Below are 20,651 nucleotides of genomic sequence, written 5' to 3'. Positions count from 1 at the left end.
GCGGGGCTTCTCCATGTCGACTTCCTTGCGTCGCTTCGCCAGGCCAATACTGGCCAGCCTGGCCCTTGCCTTGATGGTCCACCCAACTGCGTGGGCCAACGATCCCGCCACCTCGCAACTACGCGAGCAACAACGCACCCTGCAGCTTCAAGAACGCCGGCAGCGCCTCGAGCGATGGCAACGCCGTCGTCAGCCAGGCCCGGTACGGGTCGACCCTGCCCCACCTACTCGCGCAGATTCACACTGCTGGCCCACCGCCGGGTTACGCCTGAGCGGGAACCGAGTGCTATCGAATCAGCAGCTGGAAGCGGTCCTGCGTCCCCTGTGGCGCCCTTGCCTGAGCGTCGACGACGTCAACACGCTGCTCAGGGCCATCACCGACAGCTACGTCCAGGCAGGTTATCCGGCCAGCCGCCCTTACCTGGCACATCGGCCCCAGGCCGGCAAGCCACTGGCTATCGTCATCGTCGAAGGCTTCGTCGAATCCATCGAACTGGCCGGTACCGACCTGCCGCTTTCCTTGCGAGGCGCCTTTCCCGACCTGCTCGGTCAGCCCTTGTACCTGCCCGCACTCGAGCAAGGCCTGGACCAGCTCAATCGCCTGCGGGCCTACGACTTGAACGCCGACCTGCTACCGGGCGAGATCCAAAATGGTACACGCGTGGTCATCCAGCCGCGCCGCACCGGTTCGCGCTGGCACCTGGACAGCCGCCTGGACAACCGTGGCAGTGACCTGACCGGTCGTCATCGCCTCAACCTTGGGTTGGGACTGGACAGCCCACTGGGCTTGAACGACGACCTACGCCTGGGCGTGGCCTCGACCGTGTTCGACGCCCCCGGCCAAAGCCAAGGTGTGAACCTCTATTACAGCGTGCCCTACGGCCCGTGGAGCCTGGCCGTGAACGCCAGCTGGATGCGTTATCGCGCTCCCCTGCCACAACGGCGTCAGGTCAGCACCGGCGAAAGCCATCTCCAGGGCCTGAGCGTGGAACGCCTGCTATGGCGCAACAGCCAAGGGATGTTGAGTGCGCTCGCCCGACTGGACCGCAAGCAACTGGTCAACCGCATTCAACACACGGCGATCGCGCAGCAAAGCCCGACGCTGACCACCTTCGAGGCCGGCCTCAACCTGCTGTGGCTCGAAGGGGGACTGTGGAACGCCTATGTGGGCGTGTCCCAGAACCTGGACTGGTTTGGCGCCGAGCATTCACTGCTGCCCTCGGAAAGGGCTGCGCAAACGCATTGGCGCAAGTACCGGGCCAGCTTCGTGCATTTGCGCCAGGGGCCTGCGCAATGGCCCTGGCGTTGGCAGAGCGAGTTGAACCTTCAGTACAGCGAGCAACCGCTTGCGGCCATCGAGCAATTGCTGCTTAGCGACGACGCCGCCGTTCGCGGCTGGCGTCAGGACACGGTCGCCGGTGCCAGCGGCGCGGTCTGGCGCAACACCTTCAGCCAGCCCCTGCCCTTCTCCCGGACATTGGAGATACGCCCTCACCTGGGCCTGGACCTGGGCTGGACCCGCTTCACCCCCGCCAGCGCTCCCCAACGGATCGCAGGGGGCGCCCTGGGTGTAGTGCTAGGGCCTCCCGCCAATCACCTGCGCCTGGACTATCAACGAGCCCTGTACGCCAGCGAACGCAACCGCCGCTCGCTGGAACCTGGCCTCTGGGTCCTGGAGTGGACCCTGAGTCTCTGATCACACAACAAAAGAGAAAAAACAGTGACCCTTACTACCCACCCCCACTCGGTGAGCCCGGATGTCTTGCGCTGGGCCATTTTCATCGCCCTGGTGACATGCTCCTGCGCCGTGGCCGCAGATGGCCTGCAACCAACCACCGGGCCCGGCGGTACGCCGGTCGTCAACAATAACCACGGCGTACCGGTGATCGACATCGTCGCCCCTAACGCCCGCGGCCTGTCCCACAATCAGTTCCTCGACTACAACGTCGCCAAGCCCGGCGTGGTGCTCAACAACGCCTTGCGGCCTGGCCAATCACAACTGGTCGGAGCCCTGAACGCCAATCCACAATTCCAGGGCCAGGCCGCGTCGACCATCCTCAACGAAGTCGTCAGCCGCAACGCCTCGCTGATCGAGGGACCGCAGGAGATTTTCGGTCGCGCCGCCGACTACATCCTGGCCAACCCCAACGGCATCACCCTCAATGGCGGCAGCTTCATCAACACCACACGTGCCGGACTGCTGGTCGGCACGCCGGACATCCAGGATCAACAGATCCGCTTTCTCGATACCCTGAACGCCAGCGGTACCCTGCAGGTGCTCGAAGGCGGACAATCCAACCGCGAGGCGGCGCTGGAGCTGATCGCCCCACGCATCGATCAGCACGGGGCGCTCGATGCCCGCACAGATCTGAACCTGACTGTCGGGCGAAATCGCATCGATGCCCAGGACGGGCAAATCATTCAGCACCTGCCCAGCGCCCCGGCCAGCATCGATGCCAGCCTGTTCGGCGCCATGCGTGCCGGGCGCATCCGGGTGGTAAGCACTGCCGAAGGTGCAGGTGTACGCGTGGGCCCTTCCCCATTGAGCGCGGATAATGGCATCAGCGTCCGTTCTTCAGGCACCCTGCACGTCAGCGGCACCGCCGATGAACGTGCGCGTCTGCGCACCGAGCAGGGTGAACTGGCGTTGACCGCAGCTGGCGACCTGACGCTCGACGCCGTCGAGGCCAAAGCCGGGCGTATCGAATTCACCGCCGGCAACAAATTGACCCTGGACGCCAAGACTCGGGAAAGCCTCCAGCGCGATCACGAACAATGGAACAACAAGTTCCTCTTCGTCACCACCGAGACCTACAACCGCGAGCGCACCACCACCGACCGTCAGCAACAAGGGACACTGCTGCACGCCGACGAAGGGATCGCACTGCAATCAGGCGATGACATGCGCCTGGTGGTGGCGGACCTTCGAACCCGAGGCGAGCTGAGGCTCGACAGCGCGGCCAAGCTCGATGTCGAAGCCGGCATCGACAGTCAACGGATCGAAGAACAGGTGCGCCACCGCAAGCACCTGTGGCGCGGCGACAGCGATACCGACCGCTACAAGGAAACCGCCAACGCCAGCCAGCTGGAAGGCGGACGCATCGTGATGACCGCCGGCGATACGCTCAAGGTGCAGGGCAGCCGCCTGCAAAGCCAGGGCGACACCCTATTCAAGGCCGGTCAGGTGAGCGTGACCACGACCACCCTGCAGGACACAGGCACACAACGCGACTATCGGGGCGATCTGGTCTCCGGCGCCTTCTTCGGTTCACGCGATGGCAACGAACGCCAGGGTCAGACGGTGGCCGGCAGCGAGCTCAAGGTAGGAGGCGATCTCGACATCATCGCCGATCAGGTCACGGTCAAGGGCAGTACCTTGAGCAGCCAGGGCGATTCGGTCCTGTTCAGCGAAAAGGGCCTGCTGGCCATCGAGGCCGATCGCAACCGCATCACCACGACCGAGCACGAGCGCGACAGCAAGCTGTTTGGCCTGTTCGGTAGCGACCAGACACGCACCACGCGCCAGGAGCAAGCAATCGTCAGCGACCTGAACGCCACCAGCGACCTGCGCCCGGCCAGTGCTGAAGAGATGCGCCTGATCGGCGCCAAGGCCACGGCAGGCAAAACGCTGCAACCGTGGCACGAGCAGGCATGCCTGCTCGTTTTCGAGGGCAAGGCCATCCATCACACATCTTGAAAACCAATCCTGGCCGTGACGAACGGGTTTCGGCGACCCTTTCATGGTTTTGCCAAAAAATCGTCATACTTTGCGTTCAAAGTCGCGGTCTTCCTTCCACTCAGCAACGCAAGGACACCCTGATGAGTCGAGAAAGCGGCGATAACCTTGATCGCAACTCCAGCGGGAACCTGCCCATGGCCAGTGTCATGGATGCCTACCTGAGCCGGCGCAGCGTCATGCGCGGCAGCTTGGGGGCGGCCATCGCGCTGATCGCAGGGGCAGGCCTGACCGGCTGCCTGGGCAGTGGCGCCAACCAAGGCACGCCCGCTCCGGCCCGTCCCGCCACTCCCAGGCCCAGACTGGGGTTCCAGTCGATCCCCGGCTCGCGTACCGATGGCTGCGCCGTGGCCGCCGGCTACAGCGCCTATGTACTGGCGCCCTGGGGCACACCGTTGAACAGCAAGGCCAGCCCCTGGAAAGCCGACGGCAGTAACACATCCACAGATCAGGCCAACGCCATGGGCATGCACCACGACGGCATGCACTTCTTTCCCATCGGTGGCAGTTCCGACGATGGCCTGCTGGCAATCAACTTCGAATACATCGACCCTGCCGCGCTGCACCCGAACGGCCCGACCACCTCTGCCAATGGCAAGCGCCCGGCCGAAGAAGTGCGCAAGGAAATCAACGCCCACGGCGCCGGCGTGGTTCGCCTGCGCAAACTCAACGGGCGCTGGCAGGTGGTCGACAATGACCCGCTCAACCGCCGCTTCACCACCGCCTCGCTGATGGAGATCGCCGGCCCTCTGCGCGGCAGCGAGCACGTCAAGACCCGATTCTCGCCCACCGGCACCCAGTGCCGTGGCACCAACAACAACTGCGGTAACGGCTATACACCCTGGGGCACTTACCTCACGTGCGAGGAGAACTGGCCCGGCATCTTCGTCAACAAGGGCACCCGCCCTGCCGACCAAGTGCGCATCGGCGTGGCCACCTCGAGCGGCCAGTACGGCTGGGAGAGCGCCGCAGGTGACCGCAGCGAAGCCAACGACGAGTTCGCCCGCTTCGACATCACCCCTCGCGGCGCCAGTGCCACCGAGGACTACCGCAACGAAGCCAGCACTTACGGCTACATCGTCGAGATCGACCCGTACGACGCCCGCACGCGCGCCGTCAAACGCACCGCGCTGGGCCGGTTCCGCCACGAGGGCTGCTGTCCTGGCCTGGCGGTAGCCGGCAAGCCGCTGGTCTGGTACATGGGCGACGACTCCAACAATGAATACCTGTACAAGTTCGTCTCTGACGCTGTCTGGGACCCTGCCGACGCCAACCCGAGCGATCGACTGGCCACCGGCGCCAAGTACCTGGACCACGGCAAGCTCTACGTGGCGCGCTTCGATGCTGACGGCACCGGCCACTGGCTGTTGCTCGCCCCCGGCACAGCCACCACCGGCGGCAGCACCTTGGGTGCGCTGTACGGCGACCTGGCCGGGATCATTCTCAATACCCGGGGTGCTGGCGATGCCGTGGGCGCAACGCCCATGGACCGCCCGGAGTGGACGGCGGTCAATCCCCTCAATGGTGACGCCTATGTCACCCTGACCAACAACAGCGAACGCACACCGGCCACGGTCGATGCGGCCAACCCACGCGGCCCGAACCGCCACGGCCACATCATCCGTTGGCACGACAGCGACGATCAGCGCAGCTTCACCTGGGATATCTTCGTCTTTGGCGCCAATGCCGATGGCGGTGCCGACATCAATCGTTCGGGCCTGACCGAACTGAACCAGTTCGCCAGCCCCGATGGAATGAGTTTCGATAGCCGCGGTGTGCTGTGGTTCGAGACCGACAACAGCGAATCGAGCGTGACCCGCTATACCAATGACCAGTTGCTCGCGGTGATCCCCACCGATCTGGTGGACGCAAACGGCAGGCAAGTGCCGATCGATGCCCGCAACCAGGCAGACTTGCGCCGCTTCTTCGTCGGGCCGAACGGCTGCGAAGTGACTGGCATCACCTTCACTCCCGACAACAAGACGTTGTTCGTCAACATCCAGCATCCGGCCAACTGGCCCCGCAGTGACATCGCTACCGACGCCACCCCCACGGGCAGCCGCGTGCGGCCTCGGTCGTCGACCGTGGTGATTCAACGCAAGGATGGAGGAGAGATCGGCATCGGCTGATGCCTGTAGAAAGGGCCGCTACGCGTCCCATCGCAAGCGTCGAGCGCGCTGCGATGGGCTGCATAGCGGCCCCTGGGATATCACACGAACGGGATCAGAACTCGGCGAGCCGCCAGACCTCGTAGGCTGGCGTCTCGTACGGGTGGCTCGCCTTGAGCGCGGCGACGACTTGGGCGATCAACTCATCCGCCACCACCAGCTCGACCTTCCACTCCTCCACCTGCTCGACCTGACCGGTCTGCCCGAGGTACGGCTGGCTGCCGTCCAACGGGCGGAACTGGCCCAGGCCCTGCGTCTGCCAGGCACAGTGGTCATAGTCGCCGATGCGTCCGCCGCCTGCGGCGAACACAGCGGCCTTGACCACTTCCACATGGCTCGGCGGCACGAAGAAGGCGAGCTTGTACACGTTTAGTTCACCCAGACGCGCGCATTGCGGAACATGCGCATCCAGGCGCCGTCTTCCTGCCACTCGTCCGGACGCCAGGAGTTCTGCACGGCACGGAATACACGCTCAGGGTGCGGCATCATGATGGTCACGCGACCGTCGCGGCTGGTGAGGCCGGTGATGCCGCGCGGCGAGCCGTTCGGGTTGGCCGGGTAGGCCTCGGTGACCTTGCCGTGGTTGTCGACAAAGCGCAGGGCCACGCAACCGGACAGGTCCGCTTCCAACAGGGCTTCCTCGCTGGCGAACTCGGCATGGCCTTCACCGTGGGCGATGGCGATCGGCATGTGCGAACCGGCCATGCCCTGCAGGAAGATCGAGTTGGACTTCTGCACCTCGACCATCGCCACCCGCGCCTCGAACTGCTCCGAACGGTTGCGCACGAAGTGCGGCCAGTACTCGGTGCCCGGGATGAGTTCGTGCAGGTTGGACATCATCTGGCAACCATTGCACACGCCCAGGGCGAAGCTGTCGTTACGCTCGAAGAACGCCTGGAAGGCTTCACGGGCACGGCTGTTGAACAGCGCCGACTTGGCCCAGCCTTCACCGGCGCCCAACACGTCACCGTAGGAGAAGCCACCGCAGGCCACCAGGCCCTTGAACTCGGCGAAGTCGACACGACCGGCGAGAATGTCGCTCATGTGCACATCGATGGCGGCAAAGCCTGCGCGGTCGAAGGCAGCAGCCATCTCGACCTGGCCGTTGACGCCCTGCTCGCGCAGGATGGCCACTTGCGGGCGCACGCCCTTCTTGATGTACGGCGCTGCGATGTCGTCGTTGACGTCGAAGCCCAGCTTGACCGACAGGCCTGGGTTTTCTTCTTCCAGCAGGACGTCGTATTCCTGGTCAGCGCAATCGGCGTTGTCACGCAGGCGCTGGATCTGGTAGCTGGTCTCGGCCCACTGGCGCTGCAGCAGACGACGCTGGTCGTCGAACAGCACTTCGCCATTGAGGCTGATGGACACTTCACCGTTGTTGACCGGTTTACCGATCACCGCGACGCAGTCGCCCAGGCCAGCGGCGCTGAACTGTGCCAGCACATCCGGGGTGGCGTCCTGGCGAACCTGGATGACCGCGCCCAGCTCTTCGTTGAAGAGAATGGCCGGTACGTCGCCTTTGCTGTCGGTCAGCGGATCGAGTTGCAGGTCCAGACCGCAGTGGCCAGCGAAGGCCATCTCCAGCACGGTGGTCAGCAGGCCGCCGTCGGAACGGTCGTGGTAGGCCAGCAGGTGGCCGTCGGCGTTCAGGCCCTGAACCACTGCGAAGAAGGCCTTGAGATCCTCTGGGTCGTCGACGTCCGGTGCCTGGGCGCCGAGCTTGCCGAAGGTCTGGGCCAGGATCGAGGCGCCCATGCGGTTCTTGCCGCGGCCCAGGTCGATCAGGATCAGGTCGGTCTCGCCCTTGTCCATGCGCAGTTGCGGCGTCAGGGTGTCACGGATGTCGACCACCGGTGCGAAGCCGCTGACGATCAGCGACATCGGTGCGGTGACGCTCTTCTCGACGCCGTCCTCGCTCCATTTGGTCTTCATCGACATGGAGTCCTTGCCCACCGGAATGGTCAGGCCCAGCTCAGGGCACAGCTCCATGCCGACGGCCTTGACGGTGTCGTACAGGCGGGCGTCTTCACCCGGGTGCCCAGCCGCGGACATCCAGTTGGCCGACAGTTTGATGTCGGAGAGCTTCTCGATACGGGCACCGGCCAGGTTGGTCAGTACTTCGCCGATGGCCATACGGCCAGAGGCTGGGGCATCGAGCAGGGCCAGCGGGGTGCGCTCGCCCATGGCCATGGCTTCGCCGGTGTAGACGTCGAAGCTGGTGGCGGTGACGGCGCAGTCGGCCACCGGGACCTGCCACGGGCCGACCATCTGATCGCGGGCGACCAGGCCGGTGATGGTGCGGTCGCCGATGGTGATCAGGAAGCTCTTGCTGGCAACGGCCGGGTGGTGCAGGACGCGCTCGACGGCGTTGTCCAGGTCCAGCGTGCTCGGGTCGAAGTCATCGCCCAGCTCGGCTTCACGGGTGACCGAGCGGTGCATGCGCGGCGGCTTGCCGAGCAGCACATCCAGCGGCATGTCCACCGGGGTGTTGTCGAAATGGCTGTCGGTGACGGTGAGGTGTTTCTCCTCGGTGGCTTCGCCGACCACGGCGAACGGGCAGCGCTCGCGCTCGCAGATGGCCTTGAAGCGCTCGAAGTCCTCGGCGCTGACCGCCAGCACGTAACGTTCCTGGGACTCGTTGCTCCAGATCTCGTGCGGGGCCATGCCCGGCTCGTCGTTGGGCACGTTGCGCAGTTCGAAACGCCCACCGCGACCACCGTCGTTGACCAGTTCAGGGAAGGCGTTGGAAATACCACCGGCGCCGACGTCATGGATGAAGGCGATCGGGTTCTTGTCGCCCAGTTGCCAGCAGCGGTCGATGACCTCCTGGCAACGGCGTTCCATTTCCGGGTTTTCGCGCTGTACCGAGGCGAAGTCCAGGTCGGCGGAGCTGGCGCCGGTGGCAACCGACGAAGCCGCGCCGCCACCCAGGCCGATCAGCATGGCCGGGCCGCCGAGCACGATCAGCTTGGCGCCGACAGTGATTTCGCCCTTCTGCACGTGGTCTTCACGGATGTTGCCCATACCGCCGGCGAGCATGATCGGCTTGTGGTAGCCGCGCACTTCTTCACCGCGCGGGGTGTCGATGGCCTGCTCGAAGGTACGGAAGTAGCCGGTCAGGGCCGGACGGCCGAACTCGTTGTTGAATGCGGCGCCGCCCAGGGGGCCTTCGACCATGATGTCGAGAGCGTCGACGATACGGCCCGGCTTGCCATAGGCCTGCTCCCACGGCTGTTCGAAGCCAGGGATGCGCAGGTTGGAAACGGTGAAGCCGGTCAGGCCGGCCTTGGGCTTGGCCCCACGACCGGTGGCGCCTTCGTCGCGGATCTCGCCGCCGGAGCCAGTGGAGGCGCCGGAGAACGGGGCGATGGCGGTCGGGTGGTTGTGGGTCTCGACCTTCATCAGGATATGCACCGGCTCCTGGACCGCGCCGTACTGGCGGGTTTCAGGATTCGGGAAGAAGCGGCCCGCCACGTGGCCGACGATGACCGAGGCGTTGTCCTTGTACGCGGACAGCACGCCTTCGCTGTGCATCTGGTAGGTGTTCTTGATCATGCCGAACAGGCTCTTTTCCTGAGCCTGGCCGTCGATGTCCCAACTGGCGTTGAAGATCTTGTGGCGGCAGTGTTCGGAGTTGGCCTGGGCGAACATCATCAGCTCGATGTCGTTCGGGTTGCGCTTGAGGCCCTGGAAGGCATTGACCAGGTAGTCGATCTCGTCTTCGGCCAGGGCCAGGCCCAGGTCGACGTTGGCCTGGGCCAGTGCGGCACGGCCACCGCCGAGAATGTCCACGGAGGTCATCGGCTTGGGCTGGGCGTGGCTGAACAGGTCCGCTGCGTCCTCCAGACGGGCCAGCACGCGCTGGGTCATGCGGTCGTGCAGCTCGGCGGCGATCAGCGCGACGTCGGCATCGGACAGCTCCCCGGCGACGTAGTAGGCGATACCGCGCTCCAGGCGCTGGATGCTCTGCAGGCCGCAGTTATGGGCGATGTCACTGGCCTTGCTGGCCCAGGGCGAGATGGTGCCCAAGCGCGGGACCACCAGGAACAGGCGACCGGCCGGCTCCTGGACCGGAACGCTCGGACCGTACTTGAGCAGACGCCCCAGCACCTGCTGCTGGTCGGCGGTCAGCTCGCCATCGACATCGGCGAAGTGGGCGAATTCGGCATACAAACCAGTAACAGCGGGGACTTTCTGGCTCAGTTGCTCGAGTAACTTACCGTGGCGGAAGGCAGAAAGGGCAGGAGCGCCGCGCAGGATCAACATCGTCGGGACAGCCTCAGGAAGGGGTGTGCTTAGAGGCCGTGCATTCTAGCCTAATTCGCAGACTTTCGGCACCCGCTCTAAGCCAATGCTGCCGGGCGGCGGAACCGGACTTCGGGGTCAGAAATATCGCTTCAAGCGGCAAGCCTCAAGCGCAAAGAAAATGCAGGCCGCCACGGTCCGCTTTTCGCTTATCGCTTGCCGCCTGAATCAGCTAGCAGACCTGCCAACCATTGTCGAGATATGGCGGGACCGGTCCTTTGCGTATACTGCAACCTATGTTCGCCCTCACTGCTTTGCGCCAGCGCTGCGCCAGATGGCTCTTCGCAACCGGACTCTTCCTGCTGCTCGGTGCCTGTGTTGAAAAACCCAGCACCCTCGAGCGCGTCAAGGAGGACGGCGTGCTGCGCGTGATAACTCGCAACAGCCCCGCCACCTATTTCCAGGACCGCAACGGTGAAACCGGTTTCGAGTACGAACTGGTCAAGCGTTTTGCCGCCGAACTGGGCGTGAAACTCGAGATCGAGACCGCCGACAGCCTCGATGAACTGTTCGACCAGCTGGGCAAGCCCTCCGGCCCGGTGCTGGCCGCCGCCGGACTGGTCAGCAGCGAAAAACGCACGGCCCAGGCAAGGTTCTCCCACCCTTACCTTGAGGTGACCCCGCAGGTCATCTACCGCAACGGCCGCTCACGCCCCACCAACGTCAAGGGGCTCATCGGCAAGAAGATCATGGTGCTCAAGGGCAGCAGCCACGCCGATCAACTGGCCGAACTGAAAAAGCAGAATCCTGCCCTGGTATACGAAGAGTCCGACGCGGTCGAGGTCGTTGATCTACTGCGCATGGTCGATGAAGGCCAGATCGACCTGACCTTGGTGGATTCCAACGAACTGGCCATGAACCAAGTCTACTTCCCCAACGTCCGAGTGGCCTTCGACCTGGGGGATTCCCGCGATCAACGCTGGGCGGTTGCCGCCGGCGAAGACAACAGCCTGCTCAACGAGGTCAACGAGTTTCTCGACAAGTCGCAGAAGAACGGCACCCTTCAGCGCCTGAAGGATCGCTACTACGGCCATGTCGACGTGCTCGGCTATGTCGGGGCCTACACCTTCGCTCAACACTTGCAGCAGCGCTTGCCCAAGTACGAGAAGCATTTTCGCACCACCGCCAAGGCCGAGCAGGTGGACTGGCGCCTGCTGGCTGCGATCGGTTACCAGGAATCGATGTGGCAGCCGGAGGTTACCTCCAAGACCGGCGTGCGCGGCTTGATGATGCTGACCCAACGCACCGCCCAGGCCATGGGCGTGTCCAATCGCCTGGACCCGAAACAGAGCATCCAGGGCGGCGCCAAATATTTCATGCTCGTCAAGGACCAGCTCGACGAGAGCATCAAGGAACCGGATCGCACCTGGTTCGCCCTGGCCGCCTACAACGTCGGCAGCGGCCACCTGGAAGACGCACGCATGCTAGCCAAACGAGAAGGCCTGAATCCGAACAAGTGGCTGGACGTGAAGAAAATGCTGCCGCGCCTGTCGCAGAAGCAGTGGTACCGCAAGACCCGCTACGGCTATGCCCGCGGTGGCGAACCGGTGCACTTCGTGGCCAACATCCGCCGTTACTACGACATCCTTACCTGGGTGACCCAGCCGCAGCTCGAGGGGCAGGTGGCCGAAGGCAACCTGCACGTGCCGGGGGTCAACAAGGACAAGCCGGCCGAACAGCCCTCGCCGATGTGACGCACAGGCGTTGCTAGCACTTGGCCCGCCGTGCCTTGAAGAAATCGCTCAGAATCTGCCCGCACGCCTCGGCCAATACCCCTCCCTCGAACATCACCCGATGATTCAAAAAGCCCTGGGTGAAGAACTGCCCCTGGCTCTGCACGATCCCGGCCTTGGGCTCCAACGCGCCATAAACCACCCGCGCAATGCGCGAATGCACGATCAGCCCGGCGCACATGCTGCACGGCTCCAGTGTCACGTACAGCGTACTGCCGGGCAGTCGGTAGTTGCTGGCGGCCTGCGCGGCCGCACGGATAGCTACCATCTCGGCGTGCGCACTGGGATCGCTGTCGGTGATAGGACGGTTGAAGCCCTGTCCGATGACCTGGCCATGCTGCACCAGCACCGCGCCAACCGGCACCTCGCCCATGGCCGCCCCCTGTGCGGCGAGTTCCAGGGCTAATTGCATGAATTCCTGATCGCGGCTGCGATCGATGATCTGCGGACGCATCAGACCACCGCTATCGCGGCCATAAGGCCGGTTTCCATGTGGTCAATCACATGGCAATGGAACATCCAGGTACCAGGGTTATCAGCCACCAGCGCTACCTGGGCGCGCTCGTTCTTGCCCAGCAAATAGGTATCGGTGAACCAAGGTTCGACGATCTTGCGGCGATTGGACGCAATTACCTTGAAACTCATGCCATGCAAATGAATGGGATGCTGGTACTGGGTCATGTTTTTCAATTCGAAGATGTAACTCTTGCCCTTCTTTAGCGTGGCGATCGGGCGATCGGCGCAGGTCTTGTCGGTGATGTCCCAGGCCTGACCGTTGATCTGCCACAAGCTCGGTGGACGACCGTTGTCGGTATCCACCGACACCTTGCCGGCCCATTCGAAATTGAAGTTGAGCTTTTGCGCATTCTCCAAGTCCGGCTCGGCGATCGGGTTGGCCGGTAGCGCCTTGGGCCAATCCCCCGGCGCCTGGTCGCTGGCCACCGAACGCAGGGTCCCCAAGCGCACGAAGCCGTCACGCAGAGAAATCTCCTCGCCTGCCTCGGGGATGCGGATCGCCAGGCAAATGCGCATGCCTGGGCCGAGCCAGTAATCCTCTTCCAATACGCGCGGAGTGACGGGATTGCCATCGAGCGCGTACACCCGCGCCTCGCAGTTGCCCTTGAGGTTGATGCGGTAGGTCCAGGTGTTGTCCAGGTTCAACAGACGCACCCGCACCACCTGGCCTGCCGGCAGCTCGGTGACCGCGTCCGCCTGGCCGTTGATGGTGATCAGGCGCCCAGCCGTACCGTTGCGCGCGGCTTCGCGAGGGATACTGAACGGCAGCCAGCCCCCCTGTTCGTCCACGTGCCAGTTCTTCAGGCTCAAGGTCCGCTCATGCAGGAAACCGGTAGGCTCGCGCTCCTCGACAATCAACGGACCGACCAGGCCACGCCCCAGCTCTTCGGAACTGCTGACGTGGGGGTGGTACCAGTAGCTGCCAGCATCGGGCACACGGAACTTGTAGTCGAAGAACTCGCCCGGCTTGACTGGCAATTGCGAAACGTAGGGCACCCCGTCCATTTCCAGCGGCAGACGGATGCCATGCCAATGGATGGTCGTTTCCACGGGCAGGTGATTGATGAAGCGCACCCGCAACCAGGTGCCCTGACGGACACGCAGTTCAGTACCTGGCGCCGAGGGGCCAAAGGCCCAGGCCTGGGTTTTGAACCCCGGCACCAGCTCCACGTCCAGCGGGGCAGCGATCAGTTCATAATCGTGCCCGGCGTTCTCGTCCTCGACTTTGCCCAACCAGTAACGCGCCGCGCCTCCGGCGCCCAAGCCAACCACGGCAAGGCCGGTCAGGCCCTTGAGCATTTGTCGACGGGTAAAGGACATCGGTGCGGGTACCTCGTTTCTGCGCAATCAGTCTGCCAGCAGTGCTGGCAATGAAGGGCGAATACGATACACCTGCATTTGCGAAAGATTAAGTGAAGTCTTGAGCGGGCGACTGGATCACCTTGTCGCAGCGGGAGCGCGCAGAAGGCCTGACTCCCCATAACCCTCTACGCGCCTCGCTATCAATTGCCCGCCTGACCCACCGTCGCACTCCAGGAATTCTCCGCTCCTGCCCGGATTTTCAACCGCCGCCCAAAGGGGGCATAGAAATCAACGGCAGCATCTCGAAATTCGAGATACGCCAGAGAACGCATCCCCGCCTTGGGCTTCAACACATCGTCAAGCAGGTCCGCGTAATCTGGACGTGCGCGCTTAAGTGTGTCGAGGAACATCTGAGGACCACTGATTGCAAAGATCTTGCGCATATAGGGATTGGTCCCGTCAGCGTTTAGCCCGCGGGAACTTTCCAGCTCCCGCAGTGCGTCGATCTCATTGATCCAACGACGATAGGCCGCCTGCTGGATCTCCTGCAGGACCGGATTACCGGCGTGACTCGCAAAATGGCTGTTACCTGGGCCGTAAAAGCCCATTCTTGGTGACGAGACTGCCCCACCGGTCAATACATCATCCGGCCCCGCATTGAGTTCAGCGTCTTCGAACGCCCCGACCATGACGTCATCACAATCCATGTAAAGACCGCCGTATTCGTGAATCAGGCGATACCTCAAGATATCCGAAGCGGCCGCCAGATTTTGTCCGGTGCCACTGCGAAAGTAACGATAAGGCACCACGGTTTCATTATCGGTAAGAAACTTGAAGAAAAACGGCTCGTCCCTCAGCTCTGAAACCACCATGTTGGGGAACTCGGCGAACGCCTGTTTCAACCGATCCAGTTCACCCGTGAACGCGGCATTATCGACGTCCAGATGCAGCGTGAACTTCAAGCCAGGATTGGCACGAATGTTCGTCTTCATCGTTTCAATCAATTCTCCCCTGGGCCCTCGCTCACCAAGCCAAATCTGGTGAACTTCCCGGTTGATCGCACGGGCCTCCTGCGAGACGCCCGGAATACGAGGAAACGTGTAGATCTCATAACGCACGCCGAACCGAAGCGATGCCCGAGCCGCAAGAAACGACTTCACACTGCCTTGCTTCCAGACACCCTTATTGTTCAGCCAGTGGACCTTTCCATCATAAGATTTCCATCCCCCGATATCGGCATCGAAAGTGACGCGCGTGCCCTCGGCGGAGTTCATCGCGTAATACGTGTCTATCTGTTGTTCTTCTTCGAACGCCGGGCGCACCTCGATACCATCCAAGGGCACTTCGATCTGTACGGGAGGATGTGCACGAACCAGGGTAATGCCCGGTTTGACACGCTCCGGCAACGGCTCAGCCTGCGCTGTCACCTCGATGAAACTCTCACCACCGCGCAGGCCAGGTTTGACATCGATATCGGAATAAAACCCCTTCAACCGTTTGATATAGGGGCCTTGGATATCGGCCTCGTATGGAGAAACGATTCTGTACTGCCCTGCGCGCTCGATGCGCTCGACACGGTAGACCTTGGCATGTACCCGAGCGTAGCGAGTGAGGACTCCGGAAGCTGCGTCGGTTTCCTGATAGACAGCACCGAAATCATCCACCACCCATTTGCCGCCCTCGCCCAGCGGCCCGTTGTATTCGAACTTGGCCAGTTCATCGCGCAGTTGGGGTGACAATGAACGAAGGCCGTCGGGCTCGATACCGAACGCCTTCACACTGTCAAAGGTTTGAGCATGGAGGTTGGCGCGCGCCTGCCTTTGCGTCTCTTCATGCGCGCGACGGGCCATTCGCTCATCGGCCGATTCATTGGCCCGCTCTTCTCGCTGACGGGCAATCTCTTGCTCCTGCTGCTCTGCCGTAGTGGCATTTTCCAGTTTTTCCTGGGGGGTGAGCGTATTTGCCTTTTGCCCTATCTCGTCCGCAGCCCCTGGGGTGACCGTATCGCCTACCCGCGCCGCAGCGCCTGCAGCCTTGGCCAGCTCCAAGGTGGCTGGCACAGCGTTGAGAATGCCAAAGACGATGCGGCGCTTGCCTTGCGCCTGATCCTCGACCGTGCCGTTGACGACCTCATCGGCTCCCAAGCCGATCAGCGCAGCGGACATCGTTGCCACGGGCAGCCAAAGTGCCGGGATCGCCATTGCAACGATACTGGTGACAGTCAATGCGGTGGACAGTACCTCGCCTGCGACCCCTTGATTGTAAGCGGCACGGCTTCGAATCAGCCGCACGGCATCGGACTGCAGACGGCTTTTCAGAGAGTTTTTGAAATGTGTGAACGGCCAAGGATGTAGAGCGGGGCCGAGGCTAATTTCATCGTGCGGATTCCAGCGGGAGTAATTGCCCACATGCCAAGAGGGAAAAGCCCCCAGCCCCAACAGCGCTGTCTTTAGGCCTGACACGAATATCCCGTCCGGGTCGTCTTCGGCCTTGAAATGACCTTCCAGAACCGTGCGTCGCTGAGTGAATCTGCACTGCAGGGCGAACCAGTCGCAAAACGCTGCCATATCCTCAAAACCCTGCAGCGGCGAAGAATTGCCGGGGATGTAAACCAGCAGGCGTCCGGACTGTTCATCCTTGAAGACAATAATGTCGCTCGCCGTATAGCGATAAACCAAGAGCTCGCGAATGCTAACGACATGCTGACCGAGCGCCGCTTGTTCGAACGCCTGGTAAGTCAGTGTTTCCCAAGTGGTGGACACCTCAAGCCCCAAGGCCCTGAGCACCATGTACTTGTCATTGAGCGTCAGCGAACCTTCTTCATGCTGAACAAAGGCAGCCCTGAGCACCGATGCCTTGATCAGCAAGTTGTAATCGCGCTCATGAAGACGCCAGAAGTTCTTCAAGTGCCTCAGATAGTTCGCTTGAAGATCGGCCTCCCAGGCGAAATGTTTGAACTGCTTCGGGTCCAGGCGGACTTGCGTATCACTGGAAAAGCGCTGAGGCGTGGTCTTGCGATAGATCGCCTCATAGGCAAAGCAGTTATCCAACGGCAGAGGCGCCTCGCTGATGACCGTGGGATAGCCCTCGACCCTGAACGCCTCCAATGTCCCAAGATGACTAAAGAGGCTGCCATCACCCTGTTGCTGCCAATTACGCATCAGGGCATCGGTCAAGGTCATGGACGATGCGATGTTTGCGCGTTGATCACCCTCATCCCAGGCATCGATATACAAGGTCGTGATGAACAGATCATCAGGGTCGATATCCAGCGCCAACGCTTGCAATACATAGGCCTTGGCCACGTCATGGGCGAATTTGCGCGGCGATGGATAGTCCAATGCCTGCTGGTTCACGAAGTCCTTCAATAAAAAAGGCCCGCTCGCTTCCTGCCTGGAGGCAGTTACTTCGTCGTTTAAATCCTGGAAAACGCTTCGCTCGGTCATTTCGACAGTCCTTCGCAATGAAGTCCATAGCATGCGAAGTCTGCCGATTCTTAAAAATCCAACTATTTACCACCTGCTGAGAACCCGCCATCCGCTGCGGCGCGCCCAACAAAAAGCCCGCAGATATGCGGGCTTTTTGTTGGCGCTTCAGTTGCCGGGTTACTCCGGCAAGCCGGTCATTCCCACTCGATGGTGGCTGGCGGCTTGCTCGACACGTCGTAGGTGACGCGGGAGATGCCGTCGATCTCGTTGATGATACGGCCGCTGACGGTTTCCAGCAGCTCGTATGGCAGGTGCGCCCAGCGAGCGGTCATGAAGTCCACGGTCTCGACGGCGCGCAGGGCCACGACCCAGGCGTAGCGACGGCCATCGCCAACGACGCCGACCGACTTGACCGGCTGGAAGACCACGAATGCCTGGCTGGTCTTGTGGTACCAGTCGGCCTTGCGCAGTTCTTCGATGAAGATATGGTCAGCGCGACGCAGCAGGTCGGCGTATTCCTTCTTCACTTCACCCAGGATACGCACGCCCAGGCCTGGGCCCGGGAACGGGTGACGGTAGACCATGTCGTACGGCAGGCCCAGTTCCAGGCCGATCTTGCGTACTTCGTCCTTGAACAGCTCGCGCAGTGGCTCGACCAGCTTGAGGTTCATTTCTTCCGGCAGGCCGCCAACGTTGTGGTGCGACTTGATCACATGGGCCTTGCCGCTCTTGGCGCCCGCCGACTCGATCACGTCCGGGTAGATGGTGCCCTGGGCAAGGAACTGGATGTTCTCCAGCTTGCTGGCTTCGGCATCGAACACGTCGATGAAGGTGCGACCGATGATCTTGCGCTTCTTCTCCGGGTCGGTTTCGCCGGCCAGGTTGTCGAGGAACTGCTGCTCGGCATCGGCGCGGATGACCTTGACGCCCATGTTCTCCTTGAACATGGCCATCACTTGGTCGCCTTCGTGCAAGCGCAGCAGGCCGTTGTCGACGAAGACGCAGGTCAGTTGGTCGCCGATGGCGCGGTGCAGCAGCGCGGCGACCACCGAGGAGTCGACACCGCCGGACAGGCCCAGCAGCACGTTGGCCGAGCCGACTTGCTCACGGACCTGGGCGATGGCGTCTTCAACGATGTTGGACGGGGTCCACAGGGCCTCGCAGCCGCAGATGTCCTGGACGAAGCGGGACAGGATGCGACCGCCCTGCTTGGTGTGGGTCACTTCCGGGTGGAACTGCACGCCGTAGTAGCCACGCGCGTCGTCGAACATGCCGGCGATCGGGCAGCTCGGGGTGCTGGCCAGCACGTGGAAGTTGCCCGGCATCTGGGTGACCTTGTCGCCGTGGCTCATCCAAACGTCCAGACCCAGTACACCGTCGTCATCAACGTGGTCTTCGATACCGTCGAGCAGGCGGCTCTTGCCGACCACATCAACACGCGCGTAACCGAACTCGCGCAGGTCGGAACCTTCGACCTTGCCGCCCATCTGTTCGGCCATGGTCTGCATGCCGTAGCAGATACCCAGTACCGGCACGTTCAGGTCGAAGACCGCTTGCGGTGCGCGCGGGCTGTTGGCTTCGTGGACCGACTCGGGGCCGCCAGCGAGGATGATGCCGCGTGGGTTGAATTCGCGGATCGCTTCATCGTCCATGTCGAACGGGTGCAGTTCGCAGTAGACACCGATCTCGCGCACGCGGCGGGCGATCAACTGGGTGTACTGGGAACCGAAATCGAGGATCAGGATGCGGTGAGCGTGAATGTCGAGGGCCATGACTCAATCTCGTCAGTGGAAATCGGAAACGACGCGGGGCTGTCGTGACAGCCCCGCTAACAGGTATTGCTGGAAGCCTTAGCCTACGCGGTAGTTAGGGGCTTCTTTGGTGATCTGCACGTCATGCACATGGGACTCGGCCATGCCGGCACCGGTGATGCGCACGAATTCAGGCTTGGTGCGCATCTCTTCGATGGTCGCGCTGCCGGTGTAGCCCATGGAAGAACGCAGGCCACCCATCAGTTGGTGGATGATCGCAGCCAGGGCGCCCTTGTACGGCACACGGCCTTCGATGCCTTCCGGAACCAGCTTCTCGGCGCCAGCCGAGGAGTCCTGGAAGTAACGGTCCGAGGAGCCTTGGGCCTGTGCCATGGCGCCCAGCGAGCCCATGCCGCGGTAAGCCTTGTAGGAACGGCCCTGGAACAGCTCGACCTCACCCGGCGCCTCTTCGGTGCCGGCGAACATCGAACCCATCATGACGCAGGAGGCGCCAGCGACGATGGCCTTGGACAGGTCACCGGAGAAGCGGATGCCACCGTCGGCGATCAGCGGTACGCCAGTGCCTTCCAGTGCGGCGGCGACGTTGGCGATGGCGCTGATCTGCGGCACACCGACACCGGCGACGATACGGGTGGTGCAGATCGAGCCCGGGCCAATACCGACCTTGACCGCGTCAGCGCCGGCTTCGGCCAGGGCTTTGGCAGCGGCGCCGGTGGCGATATTGCCGCCGATCACCTGCACTTGCGGGTAGGTCTCTTTGACCCAGCGAACGCGATCGATCACGCCCTTGCTGTGGCCGTGGGCGGTGTCGACCACCACCACGTCAACGCCGGCGGCAACCAGGGCGGCAACGCGCTCGCCGGTATCCTTGCCGGTGCCGACCGCAGCGCCGACGCGCAGACGACCTTGGTCGTCCTTGCTGGCCAGCGGGTAGGCCTTGGCTTTTTCGATGTCCTTGACGGTCATCATGCCCTTGAGGCTGAACTTGTCGTCGACGATCAGGACTTTTTCCAGGCGGTGCTTGTGCAGCAGCTCGCGGACTTCGTTCTTGTCGGCGCCTTCGCGCACGGTGACCAGACGCTCTTTGGGCGTCATCACTTCACGAACCTTGGCGTCCAGGCGGCTTTCGAAGCGCACGTCACGGGAGGTGACGATGCCGACCAGGTCGCCGTTCTCCAGCACTGGAACACCGGAGATGTTGTTCAGGCGGGTCAGGTCGAACAGGTCGCGCACGGTGGCGTCGGCGTCGATGGTGATCGGGTCCTTGACCACGCCAGCCTCGAACTTCTTGACCTTGCGCACTTCGGCAGCTTGCTGCTCGATGGTCATGTTCTTGTGGATGATGCCGATGCCGCCTTCCTGGGCCATGGCGATGGCCAGGCGCGCTTCGGTCACGGTATCCATGGCGGCGGAAACCAGGGGAATGTTCAGCTCGATGCCGCGGGTCAAACGGGTCTTGAGACTGACTTCATTGGGCAGTACCTCAGAATAGCCAGGTACAAGGAGAATATCGTCGAAGGTCAGGGCTTCTTGGCTGATACGCAGCATCGCGGGGGCTCCCGGGCGGGAAAAATGGAAGCGCGCCATTATACTCATCCACGGCGCGCCGCTCAATGCAATTCAAGCTCCAAGTTACAAGCGGCAAGCGACGAGATTCACTCCACCCACGTCTGCGCTTTTGCTGTCGCTTG

At 62.6% G+C, this 20,651-nt stretch carries 10 protein-coding genes and 1 pseudogene; 4 read left to right on the top strand and 7 right to left on the bottom strand.

Annotated features, from left to right (window positions below):
* The first annotated feature begins 13 nt into the window (after nucleotides 1–13).
* From BLS27_RS20675 to BLS27_RS20665, 3 genes and pseudogenes are all read left to right on the top strand, one after another.
* Complete coding sequence (locus tag BLS27_RS20675; protein ID WP_090346709.1) at nucleotides 14–1,696, top strand: ShlB/FhaC/HecB family hemolysin secretion/activation protein; 1,683 nt, start codon at nucleotides 14–16, stop codon at nucleotides 1,694–1,696.
* Between the two features lie 24 nt (nucleotides 1,697–1,720).
* Nucleotides 1,721–3,634: pseudogene (locus BLS27_RS20670) on the top strand (two-partner secretion domain-containing protein); the annotation flags it as partial.
* A gap of 185 nt (nucleotides 3,635–3,819) precedes the next feature.
* A complete protein-coding gene (locus BLS27_RS20665) occupies nucleotides 3,820–5,865 on the top strand; it encodes a PhoX family protein (protein ID WP_090346706.1) in 2,046 nt (681 codons plus the stop codon).
* 94 nt (nucleotides 5,866–5,959) lie between these two features.
* Here BLS27_RS20665 and BLS27_RS20660 read toward each other — a convergent pair whose 3' ends face one another.
* Together BLS27_RS20660 and purL are read right to left on the bottom strand one after the other, a co-directional pair.
* On the bottom strand, nucleotides 5,960–6,271 hold the full coding sequence (locus tag BLS27_RS20660; RefSeq protein ID WP_043212432.1) for a YqfO family protein: 312 nt from the start codon (nucleotides 6,269–6,271) through the stop codon (nucleotides 5,960–5,962).
* 2 nt (nucleotides 6,272–6,273) lie between these two features.
* A complete protein-coding gene (purL, locus tag BLS27_RS20655) occupies nucleotides 6,274–10,170 on the bottom strand; it encodes a phosphoribosylformylglycinamidine synthase (RefSeq protein WP_043212430.1) in 3,897 nt (1,298 codons plus the stop codon).
* 275 nt (nucleotides 10,171–10,445) lie between these two features.
* Here purL and mltF point away from each other — a divergent pair, with 275 nt between their 5' ends.
* On the top strand, nucleotides 10,446–11,903 hold the full coding sequence (gene mltF / locus BLS27_RS20650) for a membrane-bound lytic murein transglycosylase MltF (protein ID WP_090346703.1): 1,458 nt from the start codon (nucleotides 10,446–10,448) through the stop codon (nucleotides 11,901–11,903).
* Between the two features lie 13 nt (nucleotides 11,904–11,916).
* On the opposite strand, the gene tadA is transcribed toward mltF, so the two are convergent.
* From tadA to guaB, 5 genes are all read right to left on the bottom strand, one after another.
* Nucleotides 11,917–12,396 carry a tRNA adenosine(34) deaminase TadA gene (tadA, locus tag BLS27_RS20645; RefSeq protein ID WP_043212425.1) on the bottom strand — a complete coding sequence of 160 codons (480 nt, stop codon included), beginning with the start codon at nucleotides 12,394–12,396 and terminating at the stop codon, nucleotides 11,917–11,919.
* Complete coding sequence (locus BLS27_RS20640; protein WP_043212423.1) at nucleotides 12,396–13,778, bottom strand: multicopper oxidase family protein; 1,383 nt, start codon at nucleotides 13,776–13,778, stop codon at nucleotides 12,396–12,398. Before BLS27_RS20640 ends, tadA begins: the two co-directional genes overlap by 1 nt.
* A gap of 182 nt (nucleotides 13,779–13,960) precedes the next feature.
* Nucleotides 13,961–17,206, bottom strand: a complete 3,246-nt coding sequence (locus tag BLS27_RS20635; RefSeq protein WP_167358125.1) for a dermonecrotic toxin domain-containing protein — start codon at nucleotides 17,204–17,206, stop codon at nucleotides 13,961–13,963.
* Nucleotides 17,207–17,382: 176 nt separating this feature from the next.
* The gene (gene guaA, locus BLS27_RS20630; protein WP_070574734.1) at nucleotides 17,383–18,960 is read right to left on the bottom strand and encodes a glutamine-hydrolyzing GMP synthase; all 1,578 of its coding nucleotides are present in this window, start codon (nucleotides 18,958–18,960) and stop codon (nucleotides 17,383–17,385) included.
* A 78-nt stretch (nucleotides 18,961–19,038) separates the two neighbouring features.
* A complete protein-coding gene (gene guaB / locus BLS27_RS20625) occupies nucleotides 19,039–20,508 on the bottom strand; it encodes an IMP dehydrogenase (protein ID WP_043210622.1) in 1,470 nt (489 codons plus the stop codon).
* Between the last annotated feature and the right edge of the window lie 143 nt (nucleotides 20,509–20,651).

Source organism: Pseudomonas guariconensis, from assembly GCF_900102675.1.
GTDB classification, from domain to species: Bacteria; Pseudomonadota; Gammaproteobacteria; order Pseudomonadales; family Pseudomonadaceae; genus Aquipseudomonas; species Aquipseudomonas guariconensis.
The sequence above is the reverse complement of the archived record's forward strand: the minus strand, read 5'-3'. Positions and strand labels throughout refer to the sequence as shown.

What these genes read in the sequence shown, in the direction of transcription:
- BLS27_RS20675 (WP_090346709.1), top strand. Translation starts at nt 14, where the DNA reads ATGTCGACTTCCTTGCGTCGCTTCGCCAGGCCAATACTGGCCAGCCTG.
- BLS27_RS20665 (WP_090346706.1), top strand. Translation starts at nt 3,820, where the DNA reads ATGAGTCGAGAAAGCGGCGATAACCTTGATCGCAACTCCAGCGGGAAC.
- purL (WP_043212430.1), bottom strand. Translation starts at nt 10,170, where the DNA reads ATGTTGATCCTGCGCGGCGCTCCTGCCCTTTCTGCCTTCCGCCACGGT.
- mltF (WP_090346703.1), top strand. Translation starts at nt 10,446, where the DNA reads ATGTTCGCCCTCACTGCTTTGCGCCAGCGCTGCGCCAGATGGCTCTTC.
- tadA (WP_043212425.1), bottom strand. Translation starts at nt 12,396, where the DNA reads ATGCGTCCGCAGATCATCGATCGCAGCCGCGATCAGGAATTCATGCAA.
- BLS27_RS20640 (WP_043212423.1), bottom strand. Translation starts at nt 13,778, where the DNA reads ATGTCCTTTACCCGTCGACAAATGCTCAAGGGCCTGACCGGCCTTGCC.
- BLS27_RS20635 (WP_167358125.1), bottom strand. Translation starts at nt 17,206, where the DNA reads ATGACCGAGCGAAGCGTTTTCCAGGATTTAAACGACGAAGTAACTGCC.
- guaA (WP_070574734.1), bottom strand. Translation starts at nt 18,960, where the DNA reads ATGGCCCTCGACATTCACGCTCACCGCATCCTGATCCTCGATTTCGGT.
- guaB (WP_043210622.1), bottom strand. Translation starts at nt 20,508, where the DNA reads ATGCTGCGTATCAGCCAAGAAGCCCTGACCTTCGACGATATTCTCCTT.